21 protein-coding genes are annotated in these 24,735 nt (G+C 59.8%); 8 read left to right on the top strand and 13 right to left on the bottom strand.

Annotated elements, in window-relative coordinates:
- Positions 1 to 344: 344 nt before the first annotated feature.
- The 6 genes from mobF to FNL14_RS14745 form a co-directional block, all read right to left on the bottom strand.
- Positions 345 to 3,944, bottom strand: coding sequence for a MobF family relaxase (gene mobF / locus FNL14_RS14775; RefSeq protein ID WP_142061242.1), 3,600 nt, complete (start codon positions 3,942 to 3,944; stop codon positions 345 to 347).
- A gap of 681 nt (positions 3,945 to 4,625) precedes the next feature.
- The gene (locus tag FNL14_RS14765) at positions 4,626 to 5,537 is read right to left on the bottom strand and encodes a DUF6545 domain-containing protein (RefSeq protein ID WP_142061240.1); all 912 of its coding nucleotides are present in this window, start codon (positions 5,535 to 5,537) and stop codon (positions 4,626 to 4,628) included.
- 98 nt (positions 5,538 to 5,635) lie between these two features.
- Positions 5,636 to 6,118, bottom strand: coding sequence for a hypothetical protein (locus FNL14_RS14760; RefSeq protein ID WP_142061238.1), 483 nt, complete (start codon positions 6,116 to 6,118; stop codon positions 5,636 to 5,638).
- Positions 6,105 to 6,998, bottom strand: coding sequence for an oxygenase MpaB family protein (locus FNL14_RS14755; RefSeq protein ID WP_142061236.1), 894 nt, complete (start codon positions 6,996 to 6,998; stop codon positions 6,105 to 6,107). The genes FNL14_RS14760 and FNL14_RS14755 overlap by 14 nt, the downstream gene beginning before the upstream one ends.
- Positions 6,999 to 7,099: 101 nt before the next feature.
- On the bottom strand, positions 7,100 to 7,630 hold the full coding sequence (locus FNL14_RS14750) for an SRPBCC family protein (protein WP_142061234.1): 531 nt from the start codon (positions 7,628 to 7,630) through the stop codon (positions 7,100 to 7,102).
- An 898-nt stretch (positions 7,631 to 8,528) separates the two neighbouring features.
- Complete coding sequence (locus FNL14_RS14745; RefSeq protein ID WP_142061231.1) at positions 8,529 to 9,473, bottom strand: zinc-binding dehydrogenase; 945 nt, start codon at positions 9,471 to 9,473, stop codon at positions 8,529 to 8,531.
- 275 nt (positions 9,474 to 9,748) lie between these two features.
- Here FNL14_RS14745 and FNL14_RS14740 point away from each other — a divergent pair, with 275 nt between their 5' ends.
- From FNL14_RS14740 to catC, 6 genes are all read left to right on the top strand, one after another.
- Positions 9,749 to 10,726 (top strand): ABC transporter substrate-binding protein, encoded by a 978-nt coding sequence (locus FNL14_RS14740; RefSeq protein ID WP_181762655.1) that lies wholly within the window; start codon positions 9,749 to 9,751, stop codon positions 10,724 to 10,726.
- An 11-nt stretch (positions 10,727 to 10,737) separates the two neighbouring features.
- On the top strand, positions 10,738 to 11,559 hold the full coding sequence (locus FNL14_RS14735) for an ABC transporter ATP-binding protein (protein WP_220126186.1): 822 nt from the start codon (positions 10,738 to 10,740) through the stop codon (positions 11,557 to 11,559).
- A complete protein-coding gene (locus FNL14_RS14730) occupies positions 11,556 to 12,371 on the top strand; it encodes an ABC transporter permease (protein ID WP_142061227.1) in 816 nt (271 codons plus the stop codon). The genes FNL14_RS14735 and FNL14_RS14730 overlap by 4 nt, the downstream gene beginning before the upstream one ends.
- A gap of 225 nt (positions 12,372 to 12,596) precedes the next feature.
- On the top strand, positions 12,597 to 13,445 hold the full coding sequence (catA, locus tag FNL14_RS14725; protein ID WP_142061225.1) for a catechol 1,2-dioxygenase: 849 nt from the start codon (positions 12,597 to 12,599) through the stop codon (positions 13,443 to 13,445).
- Between the two features lie 189 nt (positions 13,446 to 13,634).
- Positions 13,635 to 14,738, top strand: a complete 1,104-nt coding sequence (locus FNL14_RS14720; RefSeq protein ID WP_142061223.1) for a mandelate racemase/muconate lactonizing enzyme family protein — start codon at positions 13,635 to 13,637, stop codon at positions 14,736 to 14,738.
- Positions 14,739 to 14,754: 16 nt separating this feature from the next.
- Positions 14,755 to 15,033 carry a muconolactone Delta-isomerase gene (catC, locus tag FNL14_RS14715; protein WP_142061347.1) on the top strand — a complete coding sequence of 93 codons (279 nt, stop codon included), beginning with the start codon at positions 14,755 to 14,757 and terminating at the stop codon, positions 15,031 to 15,033.
- A 1,104-nt stretch (positions 15,034 to 16,137) separates the two neighbouring features.
- Here the strand turns inward: catC and FNL14_RS14710 are convergent.
- From FNL14_RS14710 to FNL14_RS14685, 6 genes are all read right to left on the bottom strand, one after another.
- On the bottom strand, positions 16,138 to 16,662 hold the full coding sequence (locus FNL14_RS14710; RefSeq protein ID WP_142061221.1) for a glutathione peroxidase: 525 nt from the start codon (positions 16,660 to 16,662) through the stop codon (positions 16,138 to 16,140).
- A gap of 254 nt (positions 16,663 to 16,916) precedes the next feature.
- Positions 16,917 to 18,122, bottom strand: a complete 1,206-nt coding sequence (locus tag FNL14_RS14705) for a flavin reductase family protein (protein WP_142061219.1) — start codon at positions 18,120 to 18,122, stop codon at positions 16,917 to 16,919.
- 25 nt (positions 18,123 to 18,147) lie between these two features.
- On the bottom strand, positions 18,148 to 19,107 hold the full coding sequence (locus FNL14_RS14700) for a PDR/VanB family oxidoreductase (RefSeq protein WP_142061217.1): 960 nt from the start codon (positions 19,105 to 19,107) through the stop codon (positions 18,148 to 18,150).
- On the bottom strand, positions 19,104 to 19,628 hold the full coding sequence (locus FNL14_RS14695) for an aromatic-ring-hydroxylating dioxygenase subunit beta (protein ID WP_142061215.1): 525 nt from the start codon (positions 19,626 to 19,628) through the stop codon (positions 19,104 to 19,106). The genes FNL14_RS14700 and FNL14_RS14695 overlap by 4 nt, the downstream gene beginning before the upstream one ends.
- Positions 19,621 to 20,919, bottom strand: a complete 1,299-nt coding sequence (locus FNL14_RS14690) for an aromatic ring-hydroxylating dioxygenase subunit alpha (protein WP_142061213.1) — start codon at positions 20,917 to 20,919, stop codon at positions 19,621 to 19,623. The genes FNL14_RS14695 and FNL14_RS14690 overlap by 8 nt, the downstream gene beginning before the upstream one ends.
- Positions 20,920 to 20,967: 48 nt before the next feature.
- Positions 20,968 to 22,104 (bottom strand): acyl-CoA dehydrogenase family protein, encoded by a 1,137-nt coding sequence (locus FNL14_RS14685; protein WP_220126185.1) that lies wholly within the window; start codon positions 22,102 to 22,104, stop codon positions 20,968 to 20,970.
- A 127-nt stretch (positions 22,105 to 22,231) separates the two neighbouring features.
- Here FNL14_RS14685 and FNL14_RS14680 point away from each other — a divergent pair, with 127 nt between their 5' ends.
- Entirely contained in the window at positions 22,232 to 22,501 is a 270-nt protein-coding gene (locus tag FNL14_RS14680) for a hypothetical protein (protein WP_142061211.1), read from the top strand.
- Positions 22,498 to 23,733: an amidase gene (locus FNL14_RS14675; RefSeq protein WP_142061209.1), complete on the top strand. Its 1,236-nt coding sequence runs from the start codon at positions 22,498 to 22,500 to the stop codon at positions 23,731 to 23,733. Before FNL14_RS14680 ends, FNL14_RS14675 begins: the two co-directional genes overlap by 4 nt.
- Before the next feature lie 341 nt (positions 23,734 to 24,074).
- Here the strand turns inward: FNL14_RS14675 and FNL14_RS14670 are convergent, their stop codons facing one another.
- Positions 24,075 to 24,677: a nuclear transport factor 2 family protein gene (locus FNL14_RS14670; protein WP_142061207.1), complete on the bottom strand. Its 603-nt coding sequence runs from the start codon at positions 24,675 to 24,677 to the stop codon at positions 24,075 to 24,077.
- Positions 24,678 to 24,735: the final 58 nt, after the last annotated feature.

Raw genomic sequence — 24,735 nt, 5'->3', positions numbered from 1 at the left:
CCCGTGGGTTGTACTGCATCAACGCTGAGAAGTGTTACCTCTGTGGTCGTCCCGCTTGCCAGCTTGGCATTGTCGAAGGACCTCCATCTTTCCGTTGCGTCGAGAAGCCAGGTATTGCGTTGGTTGACCCGTTTCCGCCATAGCGCGGCTAGAAGCAACGCGGCCGCCAGGAGGAGACCGCTGACAACTACTTCCCACAAGGAGGGAGGCCCGGCCACAACGACAAATACAAGAAAAAGGACGAGGGTAACCAGGACACCTGCGCTGGCCCATACCAGCCCAGGTGTCACAACTCTGGGTTTCACCGTCGGGTTTACGACCATCGTCATGCCTCTTCATCCAGCTTAAAGCTGCCAGCCAGCGCTGGTAAGGACGACTTGCTGGGGATGAGTCATGTTCTCTGAACTGGACCTTGGCGGAAGTGTACTCAGAGCATTCTGAGCGGCGTCGATTGCGTTTTGAAGTCTTTCCCTGTGACCCCGTTGTTCCCATTCGTGGTCGGACGGCGGCGCCCCCAATGGTAGGGGAGAGTCCGAGAGCCCCCACCTGTCCCTGAACAAAGCGATGTCTCGGATCAGTTGCCCGGAACTTCCGCCGCTACCGAGGAAATCGATCAGGCTGTTTTTCCACTCGAAATCCTGCATTATGGCGGCCATGGTGACGGCCTCCGTCCGCTTCCGGATACGTTCGCGGACCTGATCGACTATCTCCGCTAAGTCGGGACGGGAGATTGCCAGGGCCTCGTCCGAAGGGTTCGATGTCGCCGTCGGCATTCCCCTTAGAGAGCGGCGCAACCGCATGCTGAGTACAGCTGCGGGATCGTTTGCACCTGCCGTATCTCGGAGTGTCTGCTCCAGGACACGTTCAGCGCCCTGACGGCTGATGGCGACGGCCTTTCGCCACGCTGCCACGGCAGCGCCCCACGAAGGTGACTTTTCGAGTTCAAGTGATGATCCGCCGTCCTGCCCGTTTAAGCATTGCGCGAGGCTTTGAGCGGCTGCAATCTGCGCCAAGTAGTCGTACTCTGCGTAAAGCCGCTCAAGGCTGTCTGCCTTTCTGCGCTCTGCGTCGCGGACCTCATGGGCGGTCCGCTCCGCACCTTCCGCAGCCAGCACCTCGCCCAGAATGCTTCGCCACGACAGCTGCAGGGAGGGATCAACGGCGGGATGCTCCGAGTCATCGCCTTCACTGACGTAGGCAAAGTTGCCGAAACGGCCCCGGGTCATGCTTACGTAGAGGAGCTCGCGGGTGAGCCGGCCGTGGGTGACCACGGTGTGACCGGTGTCAACTGTGATGCCCTGCGAGCGGTGTGCGGTCGTTGCGTAGCCTAACTCAACGCTCGACTCGAGGTAGGTGCGGGGGAGTACCACCCTCGCTCCTGTTTCGCGCCGCACCGCCAGAAGCGATCCATCCCGCCTACTGACGCTTTCGACGTCGAACAGTGTCCCATTTCTGACGAAGTCACCTTGACCGTCTACGAGCCTGCGATTATTTCCCCGGGCAATGATGGTGTCCCCGGAACCGGCATAAAGACCATCGTTGAGCAGGACGCTCAGCTCGGGGTCCACCTGACCCTTCGCCACGAGGTCGGCTTGGGCGCGTTCGTTGAGCATGCCGACGGTGTCATTGTCGGCTGCGATAAGGATGGAGGACTTGCCCGCCAGCATATCGGCCTGCCAAGCCAGATATGCCTGATCGACCATGTCCAAGTAGGTACCGTGCCTGATCCGGCGGTGCTGCTCATAGTCTTTGATCGCTGAGTAGTCTCCATTCCGCAGCTTCAGGGATGATGCGCCCTCCCACTTCTCATGGAATCTCCAGATGCTGCTGAGCCGGGTCGTCTTTCCTTGGCGGTCCAGCCATCCGAGGACTCCGCCGGCGTCGATCGCGTCCAGCTGGCCGGGGTCACCGACCAGGAGGATCTTCGCCCCTGCCTCCTGTGCCTGCTGGACAAGGGCAGCGAGTTGGAACGTCGAGACCATGGAAGCTTCATCGATGATGACGAGCTGGTCCGAGCGAAAGCACCATTGCTGCTGAATTGCAGCGAGCCGGGCAGCTTCCTGCGCGAGTGCGAGGGTCCAACGCTCGCCGGCATGACCGCTGGTCAGGCTGGTCTGAACGTCCATGAAGCGTTCGGCTCGTGAACTTGCCCCTCTGCCCTCCGACTCGTGCAGCCATTTCGTGACGTTTTCTGTAGCCATAGCGAGTTCGCGCCCCAGCACTTCCGCACTCGCCGCTGCAGGGGCAAGTCCTATGACGCTGCCTGCGCCGTGCTCGGCTTCCCATATCGCTTTGACCGTGCCCAAAGTCGTGGTCTTTCCCGTGCCGGCTGGTCCGACGATGGCGTCGAGGCGATTGCCGCTCAGAAGGACGCTCCCGACGGCGGCGCGCTGGTCGGAGTGCAGCGCAGGCCTCCCGGACTGATGGACCAGGTCAATCACGTCCATGATGACGTCCGCGCGGACTACTGGGCCGCCGTCGTCGTTTCTTGCCATGATGATCGCGTCCTCGCAGGCGAGCGTAGAGGTATCCGTGTAGATTCGCGATCCTTGGAAGTCGAAGACACTGCCTCGCCTGACCCTGAGGTCGGGTCCGGCGTCTGCTGGGGCGGCGTACCGGTACTCGTTCAGTGCCACGGACTGATGTTCGGCGGCGGTGGCGACGGCATCCATCAGTGCATTCCGGTCTAAAGGCGATACGCAACGTATCTGTGCGCAGACCCGTTCGGCTTCGGCAAGAAGGTTCCAACGGTTCCAGGTTGAGCGTTTGCCGGCGACGCGTTCACGGGCAAGGGTTGCGACGGCATCGATCCAATCAAAAGGGAGATCCGTAAACGTAAAGGGGGAAACCCGGGAGCGGTTGATGGTGGCAGCGAGGACGTCGGCCGGTTGGAAACCTTTACCGATCGCTCGACCCCGCCATTGGCCCGAGAGTTGATGAAGAGGTGTGGGCAATTCGGCCTTGGGAATACGGGTGGTTAGCGTGGCCTTCTGACGGAGCTTGATAATCGTTGCGGAAGTTGGGGGATGACCGTGATCGGTGACCCATTCGGCGACGAGGCGGTCAGTTTCCACATTGATGAGACGGGACCGGTTTGAAAATTCGCGGATGAGTTCTTCATCTATGCCTGTTAGCTGCTGGCCCGGGTTCTGGGTGCTGGTGACGGGGTTGCGGATATCGGTGTCGCTTCCGAGCTGCCCGTGGAGGGCGTCAAAGAGGAGTCCGTTGTAGTGTTCGCTGGCGGCGACGGCGGCCTTGTACAGGGTGCGGGAATCGAGGGTGACCCAAGCTCCGTCGGTGATGCGCTGGATGCGGTTGGCTATGACCAGGTGCGTGTGAAGCTGTGGGTCGCCGGTGCGGGATTCCCAGTGGTCGAAGGCTGCCGCGATGGCGCCCATTGTGCCGAGGTGGGCCACTCCGTTCCGTCCCGCGCGGGTGTGGATGACATTCTCTTCGAGCCAGGCAAGAGTTTGCTCGACGGCGTCGTGATGAGTTCGAAGGATGCGGTCCTGGATGCTGCGAGGGCTTAGTGCCCATAAGACGGACACCGACTTCGGCACGCTGAAGGTTAGGTCGAAGCCGACGACGGCGTGCCTCAACATGGGCGGGCCGGTCTTGGTGTCGACGGCGGTGGGCTGGCTATGGGGGCGGCCCAACGGGTCGCCCGTGTCGGGGTGGATTGCTAAGTCGAAGACTGCTTTCGCGTCCGTCTCGGAGACCCGCTCAGCGGGAGTTCTGTTGATCCCTTTGAGCCCACTGCCCATCCATCGGCCTTCCGGAGTGCCGGCCATCATGTAGTAGGTGGTTGCGTCCGGGGGAGAAGTGGAGAGGTCGTCCATCATGGTCGTCTTGAACAGGTAGCGCAGGCCTGCTTGTGCAGAGAGCCGCGCTATGGACATGGTCATAGCCGCGGCGCTCCAGTCAGGCGCCTCGATGGATCCCATCCGCGGCGGCGGAATATTTCGAGGGCTGCTCGATCGAGCGCGACGCCTTTTGCCTCAGCAAGGGAGACCAGCCAGGCAGAGATATGTGCCAGGTCCTGGACATTGATTCTTTGAGCACGTTTGAGGCGGGCGACCTCTGACTGGAGGAGGTTGTTGCTGGCTCTCTGCTCGGAGTTTTCTGCGCTGAGCCGATCGATTTCGCTGGCTTGGGAGCGGAGCTTGGACTGGAGTACTTCCCGGTGCCGTTGGCACGACCTCTTCTTAGACTCTAGTTCTCGCTTCGTTGCTTTCAACTGGGCCGCGATGTCAGTGGCTGGCGAGTCTGCGTTCGGTGACAGGGCAGGGGTGCTGCCAGCACGACGTCGGCGGCGGTCCCGTTGCCTGTTGGCACAGCGCGTTGAGCAGAAGCGCTGTGTCTGACGGGAAGACTTGAAGCTCTCGGGGCACTCTTCGCATTTCTTGGTGGTCATGTGTGTTCATTTGTGCGATACCGTCTCCCGACATGACCCGACGTGGGCAGCTCTCACGCTGAGGGCCTTGGATGCCAGAGGTGTGAAGGATTGAGGGAGTCGATGGACGGTCGGCGTGAGCCTGTTGTGGGCAGTAAAGGATTCGTTGACTGTCCGGATGCTTGGTCTAGGTGATGGCATGCATGCGCCCGGCGTTTGGACGAGTCGCGCACTACTGCCTATATGGCTGGGAAGCCTTCTTTCGGTGCTCAAGGGCACGTTCGCCGCGCTCGATGACTGATGCATCGTGTGCGCTGAGCTGTTCCCGCACTTGGGGGTTAGCCATCTCGCAATCGCGAATCTCCACGAGGCGCCGATGAAGCTGGGTTTCGACGTGGCGGCAGAAGAATAGAAATAGGGTCGCGCGCCGATCCCGCAAGACGAGCTCGCGTCGGCGGTAGGCTACGTTGTTCCAGATGGGCCTGACCTCCATGAGAAGCATCCTCAAACGTAGGCCGAAGAGGTCCTGTGTAGGATGGCCTGCAAGGCGGGGGAGGAGTAGCCCGAGACTGACAAGTAGAACGGCGCAGGTCTCGCCTATCCAGTAGAAGCTGTTCAGTGCGGCGGCAGCGGGGCTGTCAGCGTCCTCGGCCCCGGACACGATCCCGTAGAGCAGCCGGTCGACCAGGACCAGGGCAAACAGGATACAACCACCGGCGATGAGGGTGAATGCCGACCGGAATGTACGGGCCCGCATATGGGGAACGTGGCTGCGGCAAACCCGGGCTATATCGAGACAGACCCACATGATGAGGGCTGATCCCGCCCAAAGGAAGACTGCCATCCCTAGTTGGTCACCGTAGGTCAAGGGGAGGTTGGGATCTGTCTCCTCTACGCGGCTTCCGAGAAAACCCGCCGTAACCGCCGTGCACACCACAAAGGTGACCCGCTGGCCCAAGGCGAGTTGCCGCCGTCGTACTTTGGCGTCCGAAACCGCGGCTTGCAGTATCGCGCTGCGAAACTGCCAGAACCCGAGGAGCAACGACAACAAGGTGACCAACCCTACGCGGTTGTGCCCCCCGAGCAAGGGATCGACCGCGTAGTAAACGGCGGGGACGTAAAGCGTGCAGGCAATTGCGGCCAAGATAGTGGCACGAAATACGCTTCCGCGGTCTGGATCGAATGCGGCCGGGAGGCGCAAAACAGTAAGAATCCAAAGAGCGGCGGCCGGCATTACCTCCATCAGCCGAAAACCCGGCGAAAAGCTAAGGGCTCTGCCGGGGCACCGACATCGCTGTTGATAATTCGTGTTGCGAGCTGGTCAGCCAGGATTTCTGCCGTCAGCTCGGCGTCATCGGTGTAGCTGCTGCGGCCAAGCACTCGGACTATGTCCACGTCGAGGTTGGGCAGGAGGGTAGTCGCCAGTTCTTGGCCGACCCTTTGTAGGTCATGGTGGAGAATCATGTGACTGAACTCGTGCAGGATTATCTGCTGCCGGTGCCAGGAAGATTTCACTGGCGCGTGCAAGACTAGGTCGCGGTCGGCACAAACCAGCCAGATGCCGCATAGTTCAGTTCCCGACAAGCCGGGAAGTTCATCGACCTGTATGTCCCTGCCCCGCTGTGACTCCAGCTTGTCCTGGATGAACTGAAGAGTGGCGTCTCTCGGTAGGCCGAAGCCATGCTCCGCCCTGCGCGCTATTCTTCGGGCTTCACGATAGTTCATTGCTTTTGCCGTTTTGCGGGCGGGGAACGTTGATCGGGCCGATCTGACTCAAGGAGTATCCGTCCGGGTACAACGATGAGCCGGATTTGCCCGGAGTGAAGTGCGGCTTCTGTTGCAGGGGTCGACGCCGGCGGAAGGTATTGCGAATGCGCAGTCCTCCTCCGAGTGCTGCTCTAGAAACCCATCCGGACTGAGGAAGTCCTAGGGCATCGACAAGACGGTCATCCTCAAGCATCGTGCTGATGATTCTTCCCGCGAAGGGGCGTAGTGGGCGTGGCAGCCGGTTTCGGAACACCTGAACGGTGGCGTCCATCAAGTCTTGGCCTTTAGCTGACTGAGCGACGTGCGTTGATTCGTAGCTGTCGAAGAATCGCTCGGCTTCAGCGTAGTTGGCGGGCATACCGGCGATGTTCATGCGAGAACCCAACTCAGCGAAAAAGCGCGAGGCAGCAGCGAGCTCTGCACTCGTCGGCGGACGCCAGGCATGCTGCTGGCACCATCGGATCGGGACTACCAACAGCGTGAGCAGGACGTAAAGGAAGTCATCATTGCTTCCGGGGACATGCCGGTGGACCCGATTGAGCAAGGTGACCAGTGGCCTCCCCCGGTCGCTGTCCAAGCCATTGGAGACAAGCTCATAGATGACAATTGCCGTGTCGTAGGAGCGCTTCATAGGGCGTTCCTGAATTTCGCCGTTGGCGTGAAGAGTGGCTGCGATGCTTGGAATGGCGAAGTTTCTGTAATAGGAGAGGAAGAAGCCAAGCTCCATGTCCGCTGCGAGGTCGTAAAGGACCATATTCCGGAAGGTGGTTTCCCAATCTTCTGGGGGCGGGGTTTCTTGGCGGCGGAGGCTGGCCGAGAGACTGGCGTGAATGCTCATCGTTTCCCCCGTCTTTTGTGTTCCAGCAGTGCTCGAAAGGGGGTTCATCGCGGATCCCCCAACTCGGCTGGTTCCATACTAAGACTGTCTCGAACGGGTGCCTAGAGTGGTGTAGACGGGTCGACAGGACTGTTTCTGTCCGCCTTTGCTAAGGCACTTATCAGCCCGCTTTCACCTTGGCGCATCAACAGGGCATGGGCTGCGGTAAAGGCTGGCCCTGCGACAGGTGTCAGCAGATTCATCCAGCGCTGAGTGGGGCGCACCCTCCACTCGATGTCCATACGCGTTGCTTGGCCTTGTTCTTCGGGAATCAGTGTTACACGCCCACTGCCCTGGAGGTCGCCGCCGGCGTCAAAATCTATCTTGCGCAGCGCGACGACATCAGTTGGGTGGATGCTGATGGTGAGGGAGTAACCCAAAATGGCTTTGAACCTGAGGTACGCGGTGGTTGCCTTAAGGATGTCCTCGGTCGAGCTACTCGTGGTCTCTCTGCGGGTCAACGGGGCAGCGAAAGTGCAATGCGGCCACCACTGCGGCCAGCTCATGTCGATGTCGGCGATGATGGCCCACACTTGTGCAGTGGTCGCGGGGAGGTGCCAGGTGGAACTGAGGTCGAAGAGCCGTGACTGCATGTTGTTATCTTGACACCTTCCTGCTGGTGGGGGCTCAACTTGCCAACGAAATAGCCACGACGGAGGCGCCGGCAGAGGCGAATTATTCCTTCCCTGTTCAAGGCGCAAGACTCGGGCGTATTCCAACAACTGATCTTCACCCCGAGTGCCAAACGCAGACCCCGCTGGCTCCAGCCCAGCCCTCGGGCACCTCGGAGAGTACGTAGGGTCCAGGAGTCTGGTCCGCTTCGGCTTAGGTCCACACGTTCGTCCCACCCTAAAACGGATGAAAATCGCGTCTGGCCCTCGTCAGTTTGACATCTAAGGGTTTCCACAGGGCATGTGCAGAAATCGATCTCCTGACTCTATTCTGACGAAATTCGCACGGCTGCCTAATGTCAGGTTGGGGTGTAGGTCAGCCATACGCCGCTGTAGTGCTGCCGCCCTCACCATCGAATGCTCAGCCGCGAAACGCCGGAGGCATCACATCAAAGCGGGACGGGTAGATTCTGAAGCCCCGGCTTAACACGTGGGCTGGCGGGAGCTACATCGAATCGCTGTTTCCCCACGGAGAGGCCGCACTGCAGGAGTTGCGCTAACTGTCTTCGTCATACCAGCCAGCCCATGCTGACGATGTCAACGTGACCCTACTGCGTGAGAGTTCCTTCTCCCAAGCGGCGAAGTCCAAAGTCTGCTGATCGAACAAGAGGGCAAGGTATTTTGGTAGGTCCAAGATGGCTTACTTCCTTTCAAGTTATGGGCCCTACGCATAGCGGCGTCGGACGTAACCGGCGGTGCGGTCATTGAGAACAGTCGAAAAGGTCCAAAGAATCTGGACGAATGATTCCGCATGGGGCAGGCGACCCGTGGCTCCTCCGAGGGTAAGTACTGGTACCGGGCCTAGCAGGCCGGCCCATGGTTAAAAGCGGATTACAGCCCGTCCACGAATTTCCCTGCTCATGAGCAGGTGGAGTGCGTCTGCTGTCTGTTCGAACGGGAACTCGGTGAAATCGACGCGGATAGTTTCATCGGCGATCTTGGGTAACAGCTGCGCTATGACTTCCTTGGCGCGTGCTTGCTTGCTTATCAGACTCAGGGGCACGATGCTGACGTCAGTGAGTAACCAGTTTGGTAGATCGATAGTGAATTTCGCGCCGGCTGTGTATCCCACGCAAATTGCCCTTCCTCCTGTCCTTACCCATTTGATTCGTTGGCTTAGGTCGGAGCCGCCGATAGTGTCTAAGAGCAGGTCGGCCGGTCGTTCGGCTGCGAGAAGGGCGGACGCTGCCGCATCATCTGCTGTTATCCCACGTACGCCGTCGGGCAGGTGCGCCAGACGTGAGGACCGTGAGACGAGTGCGATCACGTTTGCGCCCGCTTGAAGCGCGAGTTGGACGGCCATTGAGCCCACGGCTCCGGTAGCGCCAGAAATGATGACGGTCTGGCCGTTTTTGAGGCTTCCGAGGTCGTGCAGGGCGATGTAAGCAGTTGCAGTCGGGACAAAGAAGGTCGCCGCGACGCTCGGATTTACACGAATTCTGAGTGGAGTCAGCGCAGCGTCAGGAACAGCGGCCCGTTCGCGCCAGGTGCCGTTACGGTCCACGCCTATCGTTCCGTCCCGGAGAATTACTTGAGTCCCGGGCTCGAACGTGTCCGATTCAAGCACAGTCCCTGATCCCTCCACGCCTGGGACATAGGGCAGTGGCGGCTGCAGGGTGAACTCGCCGGTTGCCACGGTGATGTCAAGGTGGCCTACCGCTGCAGCATCAATTTGGACGAGAGTCTCGCCGGGAAGACGGTGCGGTTCGGCAACATCGCTAATGAGGGGGGGAGTGTTCCACTCGTGAATCAGGGCGGCGCGCATGGAAAAGCCTCTCACGCTAGGAGTAAGGGTTCTCATAGCCTGCATCGTCCGACTGAAGGATTGGGCGCCTCGGTTCGTTGAGCGGACCCGCCATCTCCGGGTGACTGCCACCAGCCGCCTCTGAGTGGTTATCCCCGTCACAAAAGGCTCCGGCCCAGCTGTTTGGTCCGCTCAGCGAACCTGTGTGTTGAGTTCAACAGGGATCGAGGAGGACCTTGATTCCTATGCCCCGCTCAGGTCAGCGCTGGGCTGGCCCAGACAAAGGAATTGAACCCATGCAGACACGTCATCGTTGGGTGCTAAAGATGCTCTTTGGTGCTCTTGCCATATTTTTGCTTGCCGGGTGCGCCAGTGGTGCGGATGGGGCTAGCTCTGGCACATCCGGCTCGACCAACCAAATTACTATCGGCGTAGGTGCCGATGCCACTTATGGGCAGTTTTTTGTAGCGGATGCCCAGGGGCTCTTCAAGAAGGCCGGCCTGAACGTCAAGATCAGGAAATTCGCCGCTGGCGGCGACGCGATCCAAGCAATTGCCGGCAAAGAGGTCCAGCTCGCGGGCTCCAGTCCGACGACGCTTCTTTCGGTTGCAGCGGAAAACCCGGATCTGCGCGCCCCATTTGTTTACTTGGATTCAGGTTCCTACACGAAGGTAGTCGCACGGCCGGCCATCAAAGCGGCCGCTGACATCAAGACCTTCGGCGTAGTTCCAGGGTTGAGTACTTTTCTCGCCCACGCTTATCTGCAATCTGAAGGCATCGATCCCGCGAATATTAAGTTCGTTTCCAGCGACCCGGCGACCCTTCCCAGCCTCGCCCAGAAAGGCGATGTGGACGCGTTCGTGCTTTGGGAGCCCTGGCCTAGCCGAGGAGTCGCGATGGGGCTGACAGTCCTGAAGGACAGCGGATCCTTCGGTCAGCCGATCATGCAGGTCATGGCAGGCAGCCAGGGGTGGATTGACCAGAATGCAACCGAAGTGGTAACGATCGCGAAGGTCCTGCAACAGGCTTCGGACTTCATTCGGAGCGAACCTGAAAAGGCCTCTGCTGCTATTGCTAAAGCGACCGGGGGCGATAAAAACCAGAGCGAAAAGGATATGGCGATTGTGAACTATGGCGCCCGAGCTTACAAAGAATCAGATTACAGCGCCGTAGCACAGCAGGCCGACTTCTTCGTCAAGGCCGGAACCTTGAAACAAGCACCAGCGTTGAAGACAATCTTCATCCCGTCCTGGTATTCGGAAAATGTGAAGTGATTGAGGTCAGTATGATGCCCGAAACAGAAACCCTTCCGACGAAGGCAGGAGCGGCCCTTGCCGCCGAAGGAGTCCAACTAGGCTTCGGAAACTTCATGGTGGTTGATGGCGTTGATTTTGCCGCGGCGCCCGGCGAGTTTATCTGCCTTCTCGGTCCAAGTGGGTGTGGGAAGTCGACGCTCATTACCGCTGTGGCCGGTTTTGACAAGATCAAGGGTGGTTCCCTCCTCATTGACGGCCAACCGGTTAATGGACCGAGCCCGGAAACGGGCATGGTCTTTCAGGGGACCGAGGCGCTATTCGACTGGCTCACCATCCGGCAGAATGTCGAGTACGGCGCCAAGATGCGGGGCGTGGCTTCTTCGGAACGGCGTCGAATATCAGAGCGGCACCTTGAGTTGGTGGGTTTGACGGGAGCCTCGGATAAATTTCCTTCGCAGCTTTCCGGAGGGATGCGCCAAAGAGCGCAGATCGCCCGGGTCCTCGCCAACGAACCACGAGTGGTCCTTATGGATGAACCTTTCGGCGCGTTGGACGCCCAAACGCGTCACATTATGCAGACCGAATTGGATCGGATATGGCAGCAAAGCGGTTGCACCATAGTTTTCGTCACGCACGATATTGACGAGGCAATTTTACTCGCCGACCGGATCCTGGTTATGTCTGCGGGACCGAAAGCGAAAATCAAGTCCAGCTATGAGGTGGATCTTCCCCGGCCGAGGGACGAGACCTCGGCAGGGGCAATCGAGTTGCACAAGAAGCTCCGTTCAGATATTGGCGAAGAAGTGCGAGCAGCGCTCCGTAACCAGGGGCTCGCTAAGGAGAATTCATGACGCAGGTACAGGTGGCCCAACGGGCTACGCCGCCGATCGCACGACCGAGTGCGCGGTATGGTTTTCAATTTCGCAAGCTTGCAATCCCTTGTATGTCTATCTTGGCCGGGTTGGTCATTTGGCAACTTCTGTCTCTGCAGTTCGGGCCGGCCCTGGTTGCTTCCCCCGTCAAGACGGCAGAAGCAGCTTTGGAGCTTCTGACTGATGGGACGCTCTGGGAGGCAATCACCGCTTCAAGCTATCGGATTATCCTCGGATGGCTGCTCGGCGTTGCCGTTGGCGCACCGTTGGGGCTGCTTATGGGACGTGTGAGAATAATTCGCGAATTCGCCGAGCCTTATATTGAGTTCTTTCGCTTTATCCCTCCGATCGCATTCGTGACGCTTGCCGTCGTTTGGTTCGGTCTCGGCGACATATCTCAGATTCTCCTGATTTTCTATACTTCCGTATTCGTTGTGGTTATTAATACAATGGCTGGCGCAGTAGCAACGGATGGGACGAAGCTCCGGGCGGCAGCCAGTTTGGGTGCAAGCCGTTTCCAGACGCTTTATTCCATTGTCCTTCCGTCCGCTGTTCCGCATATCGTCACGGGCGCGCGCCTGGCACTGGGAAACAGCTTCCTGACCATCGTTTCCGCTGAAATGGTCGCCGCTGATCAAGGGCTAGGCGTCCTGATATGGACCTCCCGCAACTACGGCCGTATCGATTGGACATTTGTCGGCATCATCACTCTGGGAGTCCTGGGATTCTTCTTCGACCGTGCCCTGCGGTTGCTGGTCAATCCTCTCGCGAAGTATAAGGCAAAGATCTAATCGCTGTACCAGCCCGCTTGTGTTTGGCTGCAAATCAAGTCAGTCGGCGCTGCGGGACCGGCATTTCGTGGTGTTCCTATCCAAGTAATCCCGTCCCGCGTGCTGAATAAACCGCGCAGGTATGCCAGCGCGCAAAATGTCAGATCTATCCTCTATCCGCCGCCAGAATTGAGTTGGCGGGCATCGAAAAAGGCACGCCGAGCGTGCAGCGACAAAGGAGTCAACATGACGACCGAAACCCAAGCGACCGCAGCAGCTTCGGGAGCTGGAGCAACCGCGCGCTTCAGAGAAAACAAGAAGTTCGCGGCTGACGCAAGCCAAGAACGCGTTGCTACTCTCGCAGGGCGCGTCATTAAAGCGATTAATGAAACGGTCCTTGAAGAAAGAGTGAGCTACGACGAATACAACGCATTCAAGGCTTGGCTTATACAGGTGGGGGAAGACGGCGAGTGGCCGCTGTTCTTGGATGTCTGGGTCGAGCATTCGGTGGAGGAAGTAGCCAATGCCAATCGCCACGGCTCGAAGGGCACTATCGAGGGTCCCTACTACATTCCCAACGCGCCGACCCTGCGCACACCGGCAACCCTTCCGATGCGAGAAGATGAGCCGGGCACCGCGCTGTTGTTGCAGGGACAGGTCCGTAATACGGCCGGCGAACCGCTCCTTGGTGCCCTGATCGAGCTGTGGCATGCCGATGACCGCGGCTTCTACTCCCAGTTCGCCCCCGGCCTGCCGGAGTGGAACCTTCGCGGCTCTATCGTTGCGGATGAACAGGGCAAATTTCAGATCAGCACTGTGCAGCCAGCGCCCTACCAGATTCCCACCGACGGCGCCTGCGGAGCACTCATCTCAGCAGCGGGCTGGCATGCGTGGCGCCCAGCCCACCTCCACGTCAAGGTTTCGGCGCCGGGACACCAGCTCATCACCACACAGCTGTACTTCCCGGGTGATCAACATGTTGATGACGACATCGCTTCGGCCGTAAAGCCCGAGCTGATCCTTGTGCCGACGGAACGCGCTGGAGGAAACGGCCGCGAAGTGACCTACGACTTCATCCTCGACCCCGAGGACTGATAGACAGGGAAGACCAAAACGCTCCTGACAAGGTGAAGCCTCCTCGCGAGGCTTCACCTTGTCGTACCCGCCAAACGGAACTTCTTTGGCGCCCGCGAATGTGGTTTCCCCAAGACGCCGATCCCGCGGTGCACCCGTTTCCGCCTGCCAGGGTCCACATCTGTTGCCTGATGAAAGGCTTCCTGAACGATGAAGATCGCATCCATTGAGGCGATACCCTACTCAATCCCGTACCTCCAACCGCTGCACTTCGCATCCGGTTCCGTGCACGAGGCAGACCATGTCCTGATCCGGCTGCGCACGGACGACGGGGCAGTGGGCACCGCGGACACGCCGCCGCGCCCCTACACATACGGTGAAACGCAAAAATCGATTGTTGCCATCGTGGAAGACGTTTTCGCCCCTCAGCTGGTCGGCGTGGACATTTTCGACCGCGAGAAGATGCAGACAACACTTCACCGGACGGTCCACAACCAGACAGCCAAGGGCGCCGTTGATATCGCGGTCTGGGACGCTATCGGCAAAACGCTTGGACAGCCCGTGACGAAACTCCTGGGCGGCTACTCCGACTCGTTGCGGGTTTCCCACATGCTCGGCTTCAAACCAGCGGAGGAACTGCTGGCATTGGCCTTGGAATTTCGAGGGACATATGGCATCAACACATTCAAGCTTAAAACCGGACGCAACCCGCTCCACCTTGACATCGAAGCCGCCCGAGTCCTAAGGGAAGGGCTCGGCGCGGACGCCGAGCTCTACATGGACGCCAACCGCGGCTGGTCCGCCAACGAGGCGGCCGAGGTATTGCGGCGCACGGCCGATCTGGGCCTGCAGTTCCTCGAGGAACCTGACGACGCCCGCGAAGTACTGGGCCGCCGCCGCCTGGTGGAAAATGCGCCCATTCCCATCGCTGCTGATGAATCCGCTGCCAACCTCGGTGAAGCAGCGCGGGAAATCCTGACCGGCGGCGCAAACCTCCTGGCAGTGAAGACAGCGCGCTCCGGTTTTACGGAGGCCGCCAAAATCGTCGGGATGGCTGAGGGCATGGGTATCGATGTCTACATTGGGAACCAGATCGACACCCAAGTGGGTACGGTCGCGTCCGTTGCCTTCGGCGCAGCCTTCGCACATACGGCAAAACGCGCAGCAGAACTGTCCAACTACTTGGACATGTCCGACGATCTTCTGGCCGAGCCGTTGGCCATCACCGGCGGACGCATCCGCGTTCCCGAGGAACCGGGCGTAGGCACTGCCATTGACGAGGACAAGCTGGACCATTACCGCACTGACCGCTAACCATTGGGAGGACACCATGAAGTACCTGGTCCACATGGACGTCAAACTGCCCGAGAACCTGGCGCCGGCCGAAGCCGCCGAAGTCAAGGCCCGGGAAAAGGCCTATTCCCAGGATCTGCAGCGCACCGGCAAGTGGCCGGAAATCTGGCGCGTAGTGGGGGAGTACGCCAACTACTCCATCTTCGACGTCGATTCGAACGATGAACTCCACGAGGTCCTGCAAAATCTTCCGCTGTTCCCCTATATGGACATCACGGTGGTGCCGCTCGCAAAGCACCCATCGGACGTCAAATAGGCCGGAGTCTACCTGCATCAGCCAGGTTAGGCCTGGCCGAAGTGAGGCAGCCAGATCACCCCGAAAGCGGATTTCCTTTTCCGGTAGAGCAGCGGCTGGTGCTCCCTCAGTTATCTCTCTGCCGACCAGAGCTCGGCAGCAGCCACGTACCCCGACTCTTGCCGGACGGTCGCTCCCCGCTCGTCGTCGCCGGTGCGGTAAACCTTCACGCAACTGTCTGTTGCATGCCTTGGACGCCCTGCCGAGTTGGAGAAACCTTCTAAACCCGTGGTTCCCGCATAGAGATCCGGGACCGCTCCGTCGCCTACTGCACATACAAACGAATGGGATTCACCCTGATAGAGGGGCCGCACTTTGGCGGATCCGGTCCCGGAGACGGAAACCAGGGTGCCCTTGGCACCACCGGGGAGAACGACGGCACGAAGACGGTTTGCAGATCGATGCGGGGTCGTTCACCCACAATAGCCGGTGTCCATTACCGCACCTCCGCCCACATCGCCATCCAGCCGAATGTTGCCCGGCTTCACGAGGAAGTAGTGGATGCTGGAGTCCCGACCCCCGCCATGTCGCCACGAACACACGGATCACATCGAGTAGACGCTGGGTGAACGAATGAAGCCGGTAGTGGGAGCGGACAAACGCGAGTGACCGTTGGCATTGGCGCCTCTGTGCGGGATCTGCGTCTTGGCCTTGGCAGGGTCCTGGAATGGTGATGGGCCCTGTTCTGACGCTCTTTGGGTCCGGATCTAACACCACGTAGGGGGAGCTGGCCGAGCCGACAATTTATACAGCGCGGGAGAACCCGATGCAGCCGGGGTCCCCGATTGTTTTTGCTTTTACTACAGCTGCTCATCGTTGACCCCGGCCGGTACCGGTTCATTACCCACGTGATTGCTTGACGAGTTTCCTAACGGACTGTTTTGCCTGCGTTTTGGGAGCCCTCCCAGTGCTGCTGCTGGGCCCATCCACGTCCACAGTTTCAGGCCGGCGTGAGAAGGGGGGCGTAGCCCGTGCCCGGGGAACCTTTACCCGTTCCAAGTGAGGCCTTCGTAGAGGCTCATAATGGAACGCCGCGAGTCTCGCCGCCGGATGCGGGTTCTTTCCTCAAGAGCTATAGGAGCCTGCACTGGGGTTCTGCCCTGGCTCGTTCAAAGCGGCCCGGACAGCTTCGATGATCTCGGGGGAATCCGGCGCCACAGCGGAGGCAAAACGTGCCGCGACGGCCCCGTCGCGAGTGACCAGAAACTTCTCAAAGTTCCATTGCACCTGCTCCGGGAGTCCAGTGGACCGGAATTTTGTCAGCTCAGCATAGAGCGGGTGCTGATTCCCGCCATGGACATCGGCCTTGGTGGTCAGCGGAAACGTCACACCGAAGTTGCGTTCGCAGAATTCGGCGATTTCGGTGTCGGCGGCTGGTTCCTGCCCGGCAAACTGGTTACAAGGAACTCCAAGGACAGTGAAGCCCTGCTCCCGGAACTTGTTGTGCAGCGCCTCCATCCCGGCGTACTGCGGGGTGAAACCACACCGGGAGGCGACGTTTACCACCAGCACCACCTCGCCCTTGAAGCGGCCGAAATCAGTGGCCGATCCGTCGATGAGGGTCAGGGGAATGGAGTGCAGAGCGGTCATGGTGCTTCCTCGCAAATCGTTCGTCTGAAAGTGGAGTGAAGGTCTGTGGCCACCACGTCCACATGGCGTTGAGCAGCTCCGGCAACCCGCGCATGGGAAGGAGCGGGGTGTGGGCAGGTAAGTATTCGTTTACGCAGGAGCACGATGACCCCGAAACCGGCCCAGCACTAGCGACTGCTACTTGACTCCAAGGCCTAGTGGAAAGCCGCCGTATTGGTGCGGACCGGGGCCTATGCTTGTGCGGTTCATTGCCTTTAGGGCAACTGGATAGAGTAATCGCTAGGGGCGCGGCCGCCGATCTTATCCGTTAGCCGGGCCGCGCAATCAAGGGTGCGCGATACGATTTCCCGGAAGCGTTCCCTGGTGGCGCCAGGTCCGAATCCGCTCACCACGATTTCGAAGGCCACGCATTGGTCTTGTCCAAAGACTGGTACTTGGATCAGGGTTGCATGGGCTGCAGGTTCGGGGTGCCGGCAGTATTCCTCATAGGCGGACACGAGGGAATCCCAAACGGGCGAAAGCGTGCCCCAGTCGCCTTTAGCTGACGAAAAGGCTGCGCTGAATTGCTCACTTCTCGTATGTCCAAAGGAAATTGCATAGCCGTTTTTCCGCACGAGCGTCAGGATTTCCTCGATCAGCGCCGCATCTACCCGCCCTCTCAGATGTCGGGAGCCTTCGGTCCACGTGCGGTGCAGTGCGGGCGTTGACCAGGCCGCGAAGCCGGGATCGATTGGAGCGACGAAGGGAAAGTAAGTGCCGACGTACGGTGATCGGCTATCAGATGCCGTCAGCACGACCACAGTGTCCTGAACTACCGTTGAGATGGAGCACTCCAGTCCCAAGCTGTGAGATAACTCCTCAACCTCATCCCCGAGGCTTGTCGCGAGGCGCAACTGGCCGCCCAGGTTGTCGAGGTTGAAATCCTGCCGGGGGATCGTGAATGAACCATACCCGCCGTTGAGGAAGACCAATGGCAGTCCACCTGTTCGAGGACCCAGCCCGAAGTCCGTTACCTCGCCAAGAACCATCACGTGGTCACCGGCAGGGTGGATGTTGTGGACGGTGGCGTCAAACCAGGCAACAGCGTCCTTCAGCCTGGGGATGCCGCCCTCGTCGAATTCCCACTCCTCGCCGGCGAAACGGTCATTGGGTGCCGCGTGGAAAAATGCGCGGCACAGCTCTTCATGTCCAGCCCCGAGGACCGACGCGCGGAAGCGACCAGCACTCTCAATTTTGGCATAGGTAAATGAGGTTTTTTGAGGCAGGAAACCGACCAGTGGAGGATCTTCGGAGACCGACGTAAACGTCCCGACAATCATCCCGACTGGTTGTCCGGCCTCATCGACCGTTGTGATGATCGTGACGCCGGTGGGGTACTTTCCGAGAACCTGACGCCACTGCGACTTCCGCTCCGGGTGATCCCTTGGAGGAGTATCTGTCCGCTCTTTCTGGCTGCGCATTCTGACTGTCCTTCTTTGTTCAGGCTTAATAGAGTTCGATGACAAGCTTGTCCGACAGTGCGCGGGAGACGCAGAGCGCAATGTCCTTCCCCGCCGCTTTATCCGCCTCGGAAAGACAGTGGTCGCGGTGGTCGGGAACTCCTTCCAGTAGCCCGGATACGCACGATCCGCAGACACCTTCTTCACACGACTTGAAAACTTCGATCCCGTTTTCCTCAAGGACAGACAGAATCGAACGATCCGCCGGTATCTCAAAGGACTCACCAGTATCGAGTTGGACATCGAAGGCCCGGTTGCTCGAAGTTTCAGTCTCCTCGGCAGCGAAGTGTTCGATGTGGACGTGGTCGGTGCCGACCACCGGCGTGAAGGTTTCGGCCACCTTGGCCATGAAACCGCTGGGGCCACACGTGTACACGTGGCTGGATCCCGTGAGGCCTTCCCCTATAGAGGACAGCGTTGCAGGAAGCTGCGTGCGCGGAGTGCCGAGGTGAATCGTGACTCGGTCACGGAACTCCGCACGGTTCTCCAGGAAGTCTGCGAAGGCAAGCTGGTCCCTTGACCGTGCAAAGTAGTGGAGGGCAAACTCTTCGCCGCGGCTGTGCAACTCATAGGACATGCTGAGTAGGGGAGTGACACCGATGCCCCCTGCAACGAGCAGGTGGCGGTCAGCGTTGGGGGCGATCGAGAGCAGATTCCGGGGCTTGCCAATCCTGAGGTGATCGCCTACCCGAAGTTGGTGCAGCGCCTCGGACCCGCCTCGCGAAGCTGACTCGCGCTTGATGGCGATCATGATTGAAGAGGAGTCGCGAGGGTCGGAGGCCAGCGAATATTGGCGCACAATCCCGGTCGGGCCGGCGACGTCTACATGGGCCCCGGCTTCAAAGGCCGTAAAGGGAGCCCCGTTGAGCTTTCTCAACCGCAGTGAGCGGATCTCCTCGGCTTCGTGGAGGATCTCCGCGACCTCAACGACCAGTACGTCCCTCATAGGAGGAATCCGGCAGCCGGCACCACGTCCCCGGCGTCGATTAGGCGGATGGCTTTGCGGACGATGCGGTCATCAACGGGAGTCTGTCCCAGCCGGATAACGTAGTCGACATCGGCGGCCCACAGGTCATAGTTGCCCCGCTTGTGTGCCACCAGCACTTGGCCGGCGCGAAGGGAAACGATATCTTCGCTTACCTCCCCGGGGACGAACCTCGACACCGTACGAACTGTCCGCGCTGAGTCCACTGCTGAAATCGCATAACCCTCCACCAGACGCTGCACACGGAGAGCTCGCATGCGGGCATCGTCATAAACCATGTTGAGGTTGTTGTCGAAATCATCAGTCTCTGAATCCACGGGGATGACGTAGATGCCTTCGTCGGCGTACAGCTCGTTCCAGGTGATGTAATCCTTGCGGTCAAGCAGGTCGGCTTCGCGCCAAATCAGCTGGATCGCCCGCACGACCCGGGCGTCGTCGATTGGGGTGTTCAGCGGGGTTGAAATCGTTACGGCTTCAGTCATTGCTAATCATCTTCTTCCACATCTGGTAGGCGGCTCGCATGCCGGTTTCGTCGGTGCTGTGTGAGGTGGGCCAGCCTTCGGAAGTGCTGACCTCACGGTTCAGCCCTCGGTTGACCAAGATCGGCATCTCCGGAGATGCTTGCGCTCCTCGCTGCACGCGGTCCCATCCCTCTGCATCATCGGGGGTACCGAAGCCGAACGGGCCTTGGAAATGTTCGTGGACGCGCAGCCGTTCACGGCTCACCGGGCCGGCGATTTCAGGTGGCGCGTCGGGGCCGATGGCAAGGTGTTCGATGATCGTCTCGTTCGCGCTGATTGGCCGCAGCACGCGGAAAAACGCTGAAGAGAGCCCGATGTTGGGAAAGAGAACGAGGTTCGAACCTGTGCCGTGCATGGCGTGTACTTGTTTTCGAATCTGACTGTCGTCAACGCCGGCCGCTTTCAGTTCGGCGACCAGGTCGTCAAAGCGCGGTTGGAGCGGTTCGGTTCCGTCGTCGGCGCCCAGATCCATGTGCTCGGGCACCATGTGCATGACGGAGTGGCCATTTCCCAGGTCGTGGCACGTCGAGGCGGGGTCGGTCATGAAGCTGAGCATGTTGGCTGTTTCCGCGTCAACCGTGGCCATCCAGGATCGGTGCACGATGGGGAAATGGTATCCGTCGCTCGTGTTCTCCAGCTGGATCTTCCAGTTGCCGCTGTATTTGAAGCGGTGGGTTCCAATGACCTTGATCGGGTAGTCGCCACCCTGTTGCAGGAAGCGGTCTATCCAGACCTTGGCGTCGCCGAGGAACTCCTCGAGGGGCTCTGCTTCGGCATTGAATGTCGCGAAGATGATGCCGCGGTAGCTCTCGGTACGAAGCTTCTGCAGGCTCATCTCCTCCTTTTTGATAACCCCCTCGTATCCCTCGGGGTATGGGATGCCACGAAGCTTTCCGTCAAGGCCGTAAGACCAGGCGTGGTAGGGACAGGTGAATCCATTGGACTTTCCTGTGCGCTGTTCGCAGAGGCTGGCGCCACGGTGGCGGCACCGGTTGACCAAAGTGTTGAAGGTCCCCTTGCGGTCCCGGGTGACGATGACCGGGTTCCGGCCGACGTAAGTCGATTTGAAGCTGCCGGGACTGGGAAGCTCGCTCTCATGCGCGACCCAGATCCAAGTCTTCTCGAAGATGTTTTTCATCTCGAGTTCAAAGATTTCCGGGTCGGTATAGACCCGTGCGGCCACACGGTCAGCCTGGACAAGGTCTGCTGGATGTACGTCATGAATGTTCTCTGAGGTGAATTCAATGGTCATGGTCTTAGTGCTCCAGTGTTGATGGGTGGTGGGCAACAGGATTTGATGTCACAGGAATCCGGGAGTGGTGGCCTGCAAACCCAGTAGTACGGCGCCTGCGTCGTCGTACATGTGCTGGCTGAGTGATGCGTGCAGCTGCGGGACTTGGGCATCCATCCGTATCGGATGCAGTGGATGCGAGTTGTTGATGACTGCAGCGCCGGAGACCTTCGCTACGTCGTGCACCACCTGGCTCGCGGTATCTGACACGTTGACGGCGCTAAGCCGGACGCGGGCCTTCTGATCGTCGGTCACTTCCTGCCCTTTGCTCACCGTTTCCCACACTTCCTCCGCGACATCAAGGAGGTATGAACGTGCTGACTGGAGAGCAACGAATGCCTTAGCGAACTCGACGCGATAGTAGGCGCGTTCCCCCACCGGCGGGGCCCCTGTGATTCCCCGGTATGAGCCGGCAGACTGCGCGTAATCAAGAGCACCCTGGGCGACTCCGAGACCAATGGCCGCATGGCATTGAGCCTGGTATCCGATGAGCGGGTAACGGAAAAGCGGCTCGTCAATGAGTGACTCGCCCCCGCGGATGAAGGTCCATTCCAGGGGAATCTCAAGGTCTTCGACGACGGTGTCGAACGAGCCGGAGGCGCGCATACCGCTCACGTCCCAGTCCTGAACGATTTTGACCTTGTCGGCGGGAAGCACCGCAGCTCGAGGTTTGCCCCCTGCGGAATCGTCAAGCAGCCCTACGCTGATGTAGTCCGCAGCCATGGATCCGCTGGCAAATTTCCAGCGACCAGTGGCCCGGAAACCTCCAGGAGTGCGTTCAGCCTTCTGCATGGGGAACAGGCCGCCAGTGAAGACAACGTCAGGGCCGTTCTTGTAGATTTCGGCCTGCGTTTCGAGCGGAAGGGCCCCGCAATAGGTGTTGCTCGACGCAAACGCCACGACCCAGGCAGTAGAGCCGTCAATCCGGCCTATGCGTTCGATGCTCCTCAGGAAGTCCGCAGGAGGCATAACGACCCCGCCGAATTGTATTGGAGTCGCGGCACGGTAGAGCCCCAGCGGAAAAAACTTCTCGATGAAATCGCGTGGTACGTAGCCAAGAACATGGAATTCCTGACGACGCTCTGCGAGCTCTGCAAGAACCGCATCCCACATCTCCTCCTTCGACGATGTACGCATGCTGCCCATGGTGGTCCTCCTCGTTCGCAATCTGATAACCCCATGGTTAGGCATCAGGGCCGATCAAGCGCAGGGGTTGGACCGCTGAGCGAACCACTGGCTCGTGCAGCAAGCAGATTTGCGATGGCATGGGTCTATGGCTGATCCGCGACCTCATATGACCCTCACTTGCTACAACGACACCTACGGCTACGGGTGGAAACATGTTGACCTCTTCGTGCGGGAGGCAAGCGGCCTCGAACTGAACTGGGTTCACTGGGGGGTGCCGGCTGATGGTCCCGATGCTGCGGACGAGGTGACAGCAACTGTTGAGCCCACCCTCCTACGGACCTCGGAGTGGCGTCACCTGAAGAGCGCCAATGGCATGGACTACTGGGAAGCGGACGCAGCCTGGGGTGACGAATGAACCTACTGCAGCCGTGGTCCCTTCGAGAATTCGTGGCGGACTTGGCGGCGCACCGTACAAGTCCCGAAGAAGGAACGCAACGGGCACTGAACCGCATCCGTGAGACTGACTCCGCTGTGCAGGCTTGGGTCGATCTAGTGCCGACCCCCGCAATTACTGGCGTCGGGCCGCTCCGAGGTGTCCCCATGGGGGTGAAAGACATCATCGATCTCGCAGGCATGCCCACCCGGTGCGGCTCAGTCCTACGCACAGCGGCCAAGCCGGCACTGAAGGACGCAACGATCGTCGAAGCCTGGCGGTCTGCAGGGGCCATCCCAGTGGGCAAGACGGTAACTACCGAGTTTGCCTATTTTAAGCCCGGCCCCACCCGGAATCCGGCCAATCTCGATCACACACCAGGGGGATCCTCCAGCGGCTCTGCAGCGGCGGTGGCTGCAGGCCAGGTACCGATCGCAATCGGATCACAAACCGCCGGATCGGTCACCCGACCCGCGTCATACTGCGGCGTGGCCTCACTGGTCATGAAAAACGGGCAGTTTCCACTCACTGGCGTGGTTGGCCTCAGCTCGAGCCTGGATGCACATGGCATATTCGCCGCCACTGCGTCCGACCTTTCACTGGCGTGGTCGGCCCTCAGCGGGGAACCAGATCTGCCGGGGAAAATGATGGCACCACGGATTGCCTTCTGGACCGCCGACCCGCTAGGGGTGGTCACCGATGAGATGAGCACGGCCATGTCCGCCGCGTGCGCTTCGTTCTCCGAAAATGGAGCACAAATCCACCCCTTTCCGGATGAGGCGCTGATCGCCGACGTGACGGCCGCCCACCGGGTTGTCATGGCTTATGAAGCTTCGCGGGAACGCGCCGCGGAACTTGAACACATCGACCAGCTCAGTGAACCCCTTGCTACCCTCCTCACGACCGGATCCTCGATGCCCGAGGCACATTACACGGAAGCAAGACGATTGGTGACCGACGCGCGCCGGAACGTTGACCGAGTACTTGCGCATCACGATGCCATTATCGGTCCCGCCGCCCCTGGGTCTGCACCGCTCGGAACCACAAACACCGGAGATCCTGTCCTGAGCCGCGCCTGGCAGGCTTTGGGGTTGGCTGCCGTCGCCGTCCCGGGCCTCCGCAACGCCAGCGGCCTTCCCCTGGGATTCCAGGTTGTTGCCGCAACCGAAATCCAGGCGCTGCGTGCAGCGGCGTGGGCTGAGCGGCACCTCTAAGACTCGTCCCTTCCAGACAAACCTGGCGGCCATTGTTGCGAACCCTCTTCACCAGTAATGAGACATCATTGTCGAACTCCGTCTGCGGTTGGTCCTGCAGCAGCGCCAGCACGCAGGCTCAGCCGTCGTCTGCCGGCTCACTGGCATCAGGGGCACCGGGACCAGGGCGGGTGTCCACGGCCGGAACACCTCGTCGTCGCCGATACGGTTAGAGAAGGGTGCACGTTTCCTGGGTCAAGCTGCCTTCATCGTCGCGGGAACCATGAAGGTCTGAGCGGCTGCTGGCCTATATCGGCGCTTGTTGGCCGTTTTTCGCCCAGCTCCGGTAGAGGTGCAACCGGTTATGCGTCTACTTGGATGGGGTTGGTGCTTTGGTTCGTTTCCGCAGGCTTCATGAGCACAGACGTGCCGGGGTAGCTCGTGGCGAAGAACTTCGGAAGGTCGACGATCGCGACGTTCTCTGTACGGGTTCGGGCGATCTTCCACACGCCGTCGACCTTGCGGAAGGCGTTGTTGAGTCGACTGCTCCGGATCAGAGACGTTCCGTCTGTGAAGAGCCACGGTTGAAAGTGGATCCACTGCCCGTCCGCTTCGTCGCCGTGAACGTGGATCTGCTCTGAGGTCAGAAAGTGCGCGTTCAGCAGGAGTTTCGGGTCCTGGTCGGATGCCCAGAACCGGTTCAGATGAGCGCGCAGCTCTTCCTTCCCGACGCAACGGCCGAACTGGTTTTCGTAGTATTCGCCTACCCCCTCCCACACCGCATCCTCGGTGTACAGGTCGAGTATTAGTTCGATACGCTGCTGATCGCTTTCCACCCCGAACTCCGGACATGGCGTGTCGCAGAGGAACATGTAGCGGGCCTGTATCAAACGGATTTCCGCTTCAGCCTCAAGGATCTCGATGCGCTTGACGAGGGTGTCGATGGTGGTGGCTTTTTCGTCCATGCCCCCACTCTCCCTACCGTGTGGGTCGAACGGAAGTGCCTGGTCCGTTGGGCGGATT

It is taken from the genome of Pseudarthrobacter sp. B4EP4b, from assembly GCF_006680095.1.
Taxonomy (GTDB): domain Bacteria; phylum Actinomycetota; class Actinomycetes; order Actinomycetales; family Micrococcaceae; genus Arthrobacter.
Note: the sequence above shows the minus strand (reverse complement) of the source record. Positions and strands in the feature narration are given on the sequence as shown.

Bases quoted from the DNA above. Each gene is read 5' to 3' on its own strand.
- FNL14_RS14720 (WP_142061223.1), top strand. From the start codon at position 13,635: ATGAAGATCGCATCCATTGAGGCGATACCCTACTCAATCCCGTACCTC.
- FNL14_RS14690 (WP_142061213.1), bottom strand. From the start codon at position 20,919: ATGACCATTGAATTCACCTCAGAGAACATTCATGACGTACATCCAGCA.
- FNL14_RS14730 (WP_142061227.1), top strand. From the start codon at position 11,556: ATGACGCAGGTACAGGTGGCCCAACGGGCTACGCCGCCGATCGCACGA.
- FNL14_RS14710 (WP_142061221.1), bottom strand. From the start codon at position 16,662: ATGACCGCTCTGCACTCCATTCCCCTGACCCTCATCGACGGATCGGCC.
- FNL14_RS14695 (WP_142061215.1), bottom strand. From the start codon at position 19,628: ATGACTGAAGCCGTAACGATTTCAACCCCGCTGAACACCCCAATCGAC.
- catC (WP_142061347.1), top strand. From the start codon at position 14,755: ATGAAGTACCTGGTCCACATGGACGTCAAACTGCCCGAGAACCTGGCG.
- FNL14_RS14685 (WP_220126185.1), bottom strand. From the start codon at position 22,104: ATGGGCAGCATGCGTACATCGTCGAAGGAGGAGATGTGGGATGCGGTT.
- FNL14_RS14740 (WP_181762655.1), top strand. From the start codon at position 9,749: ATGCAGACACGTCATCGTTGGGTGCTAAAGATGCTCTTTGGTGCTCTT.
- FNL14_RS14675 (WP_142061209.1), top strand. From the start codon at position 22,498: ATGAACCTACTGCAGCCGTGGTCCCTTCGAGAATTCGTGGCGGACTTG.
- FNL14_RS14750 (WP_142061234.1), bottom strand. From the start codon at position 7,630: ATGCAGTCACGGCTCTTCGACCTCAGTTCCACCTGGCACCTCCCCGCG.
- FNL14_RS14705 (WP_142061219.1), bottom strand. From the start codon at position 18,122: ATGCGCAGCCAGAAAGAGCGGACAGATACTCCTCCAAGGGATCACCCG.
- FNL14_RS14680 (WP_142061211.1), top strand. From the start codon at position 22,232: ATGGCTGATCCGCGACCTCATATGACCCTCACTTGCTACAACGACACC.
- FNL14_RS14760 (WP_142061238.1), bottom strand. From the start codon at position 6,118: ATGAACTATCGTGAAGCCCGAAGAATAGCGCGCAGGGCGGAGCATGGC.
- FNL14_RS14700 (WP_142061217.1), bottom strand. From the start codon at position 19,107: ATGAGGGACGTACTGGTCGTTGAGGTCGCGGAGATCCTCCACGAAGCC.
- FNL14_RS14745 (WP_142061231.1), bottom strand. From the start codon at position 9,473: ATGCGCGCCGCCCTGATTCACGAGTGGAACACTCCCCCCCTCATTAGC.
- FNL14_RS14735 (WP_220126186.1), top strand. From the start codon at position 10,738: ATGATGCCCGAAACAGAAACCCTTCCGACGAAGGCAGGAGCGGCCCTT.
- catA (WP_142061225.1), top strand. From the start codon at position 12,597: ATGACGACCGAAACCCAAGCGACCGCAGCAGCTTCGGGAGCTGGAGCA.
- FNL14_RS14670 (WP_142061207.1), bottom strand. From the start codon at position 24,677: ATGGACGAAAAAGCCACCACCATCGACACCCTCGTCAAGCGCATCGAG.
- FNL14_RS14755 (WP_142061236.1), bottom strand. From the start codon at position 6,998: ATGAGCATTCACGCCAGTCTCTCGGCCAGCCTCCGCCGCCAAGAAACC.
- mobF (WP_142061242.1), bottom strand. From the start codon at position 3,944: ATGGGATCCATCGAGGCGCCTGACTGGAGCGCCGCGGCTATGACCATG.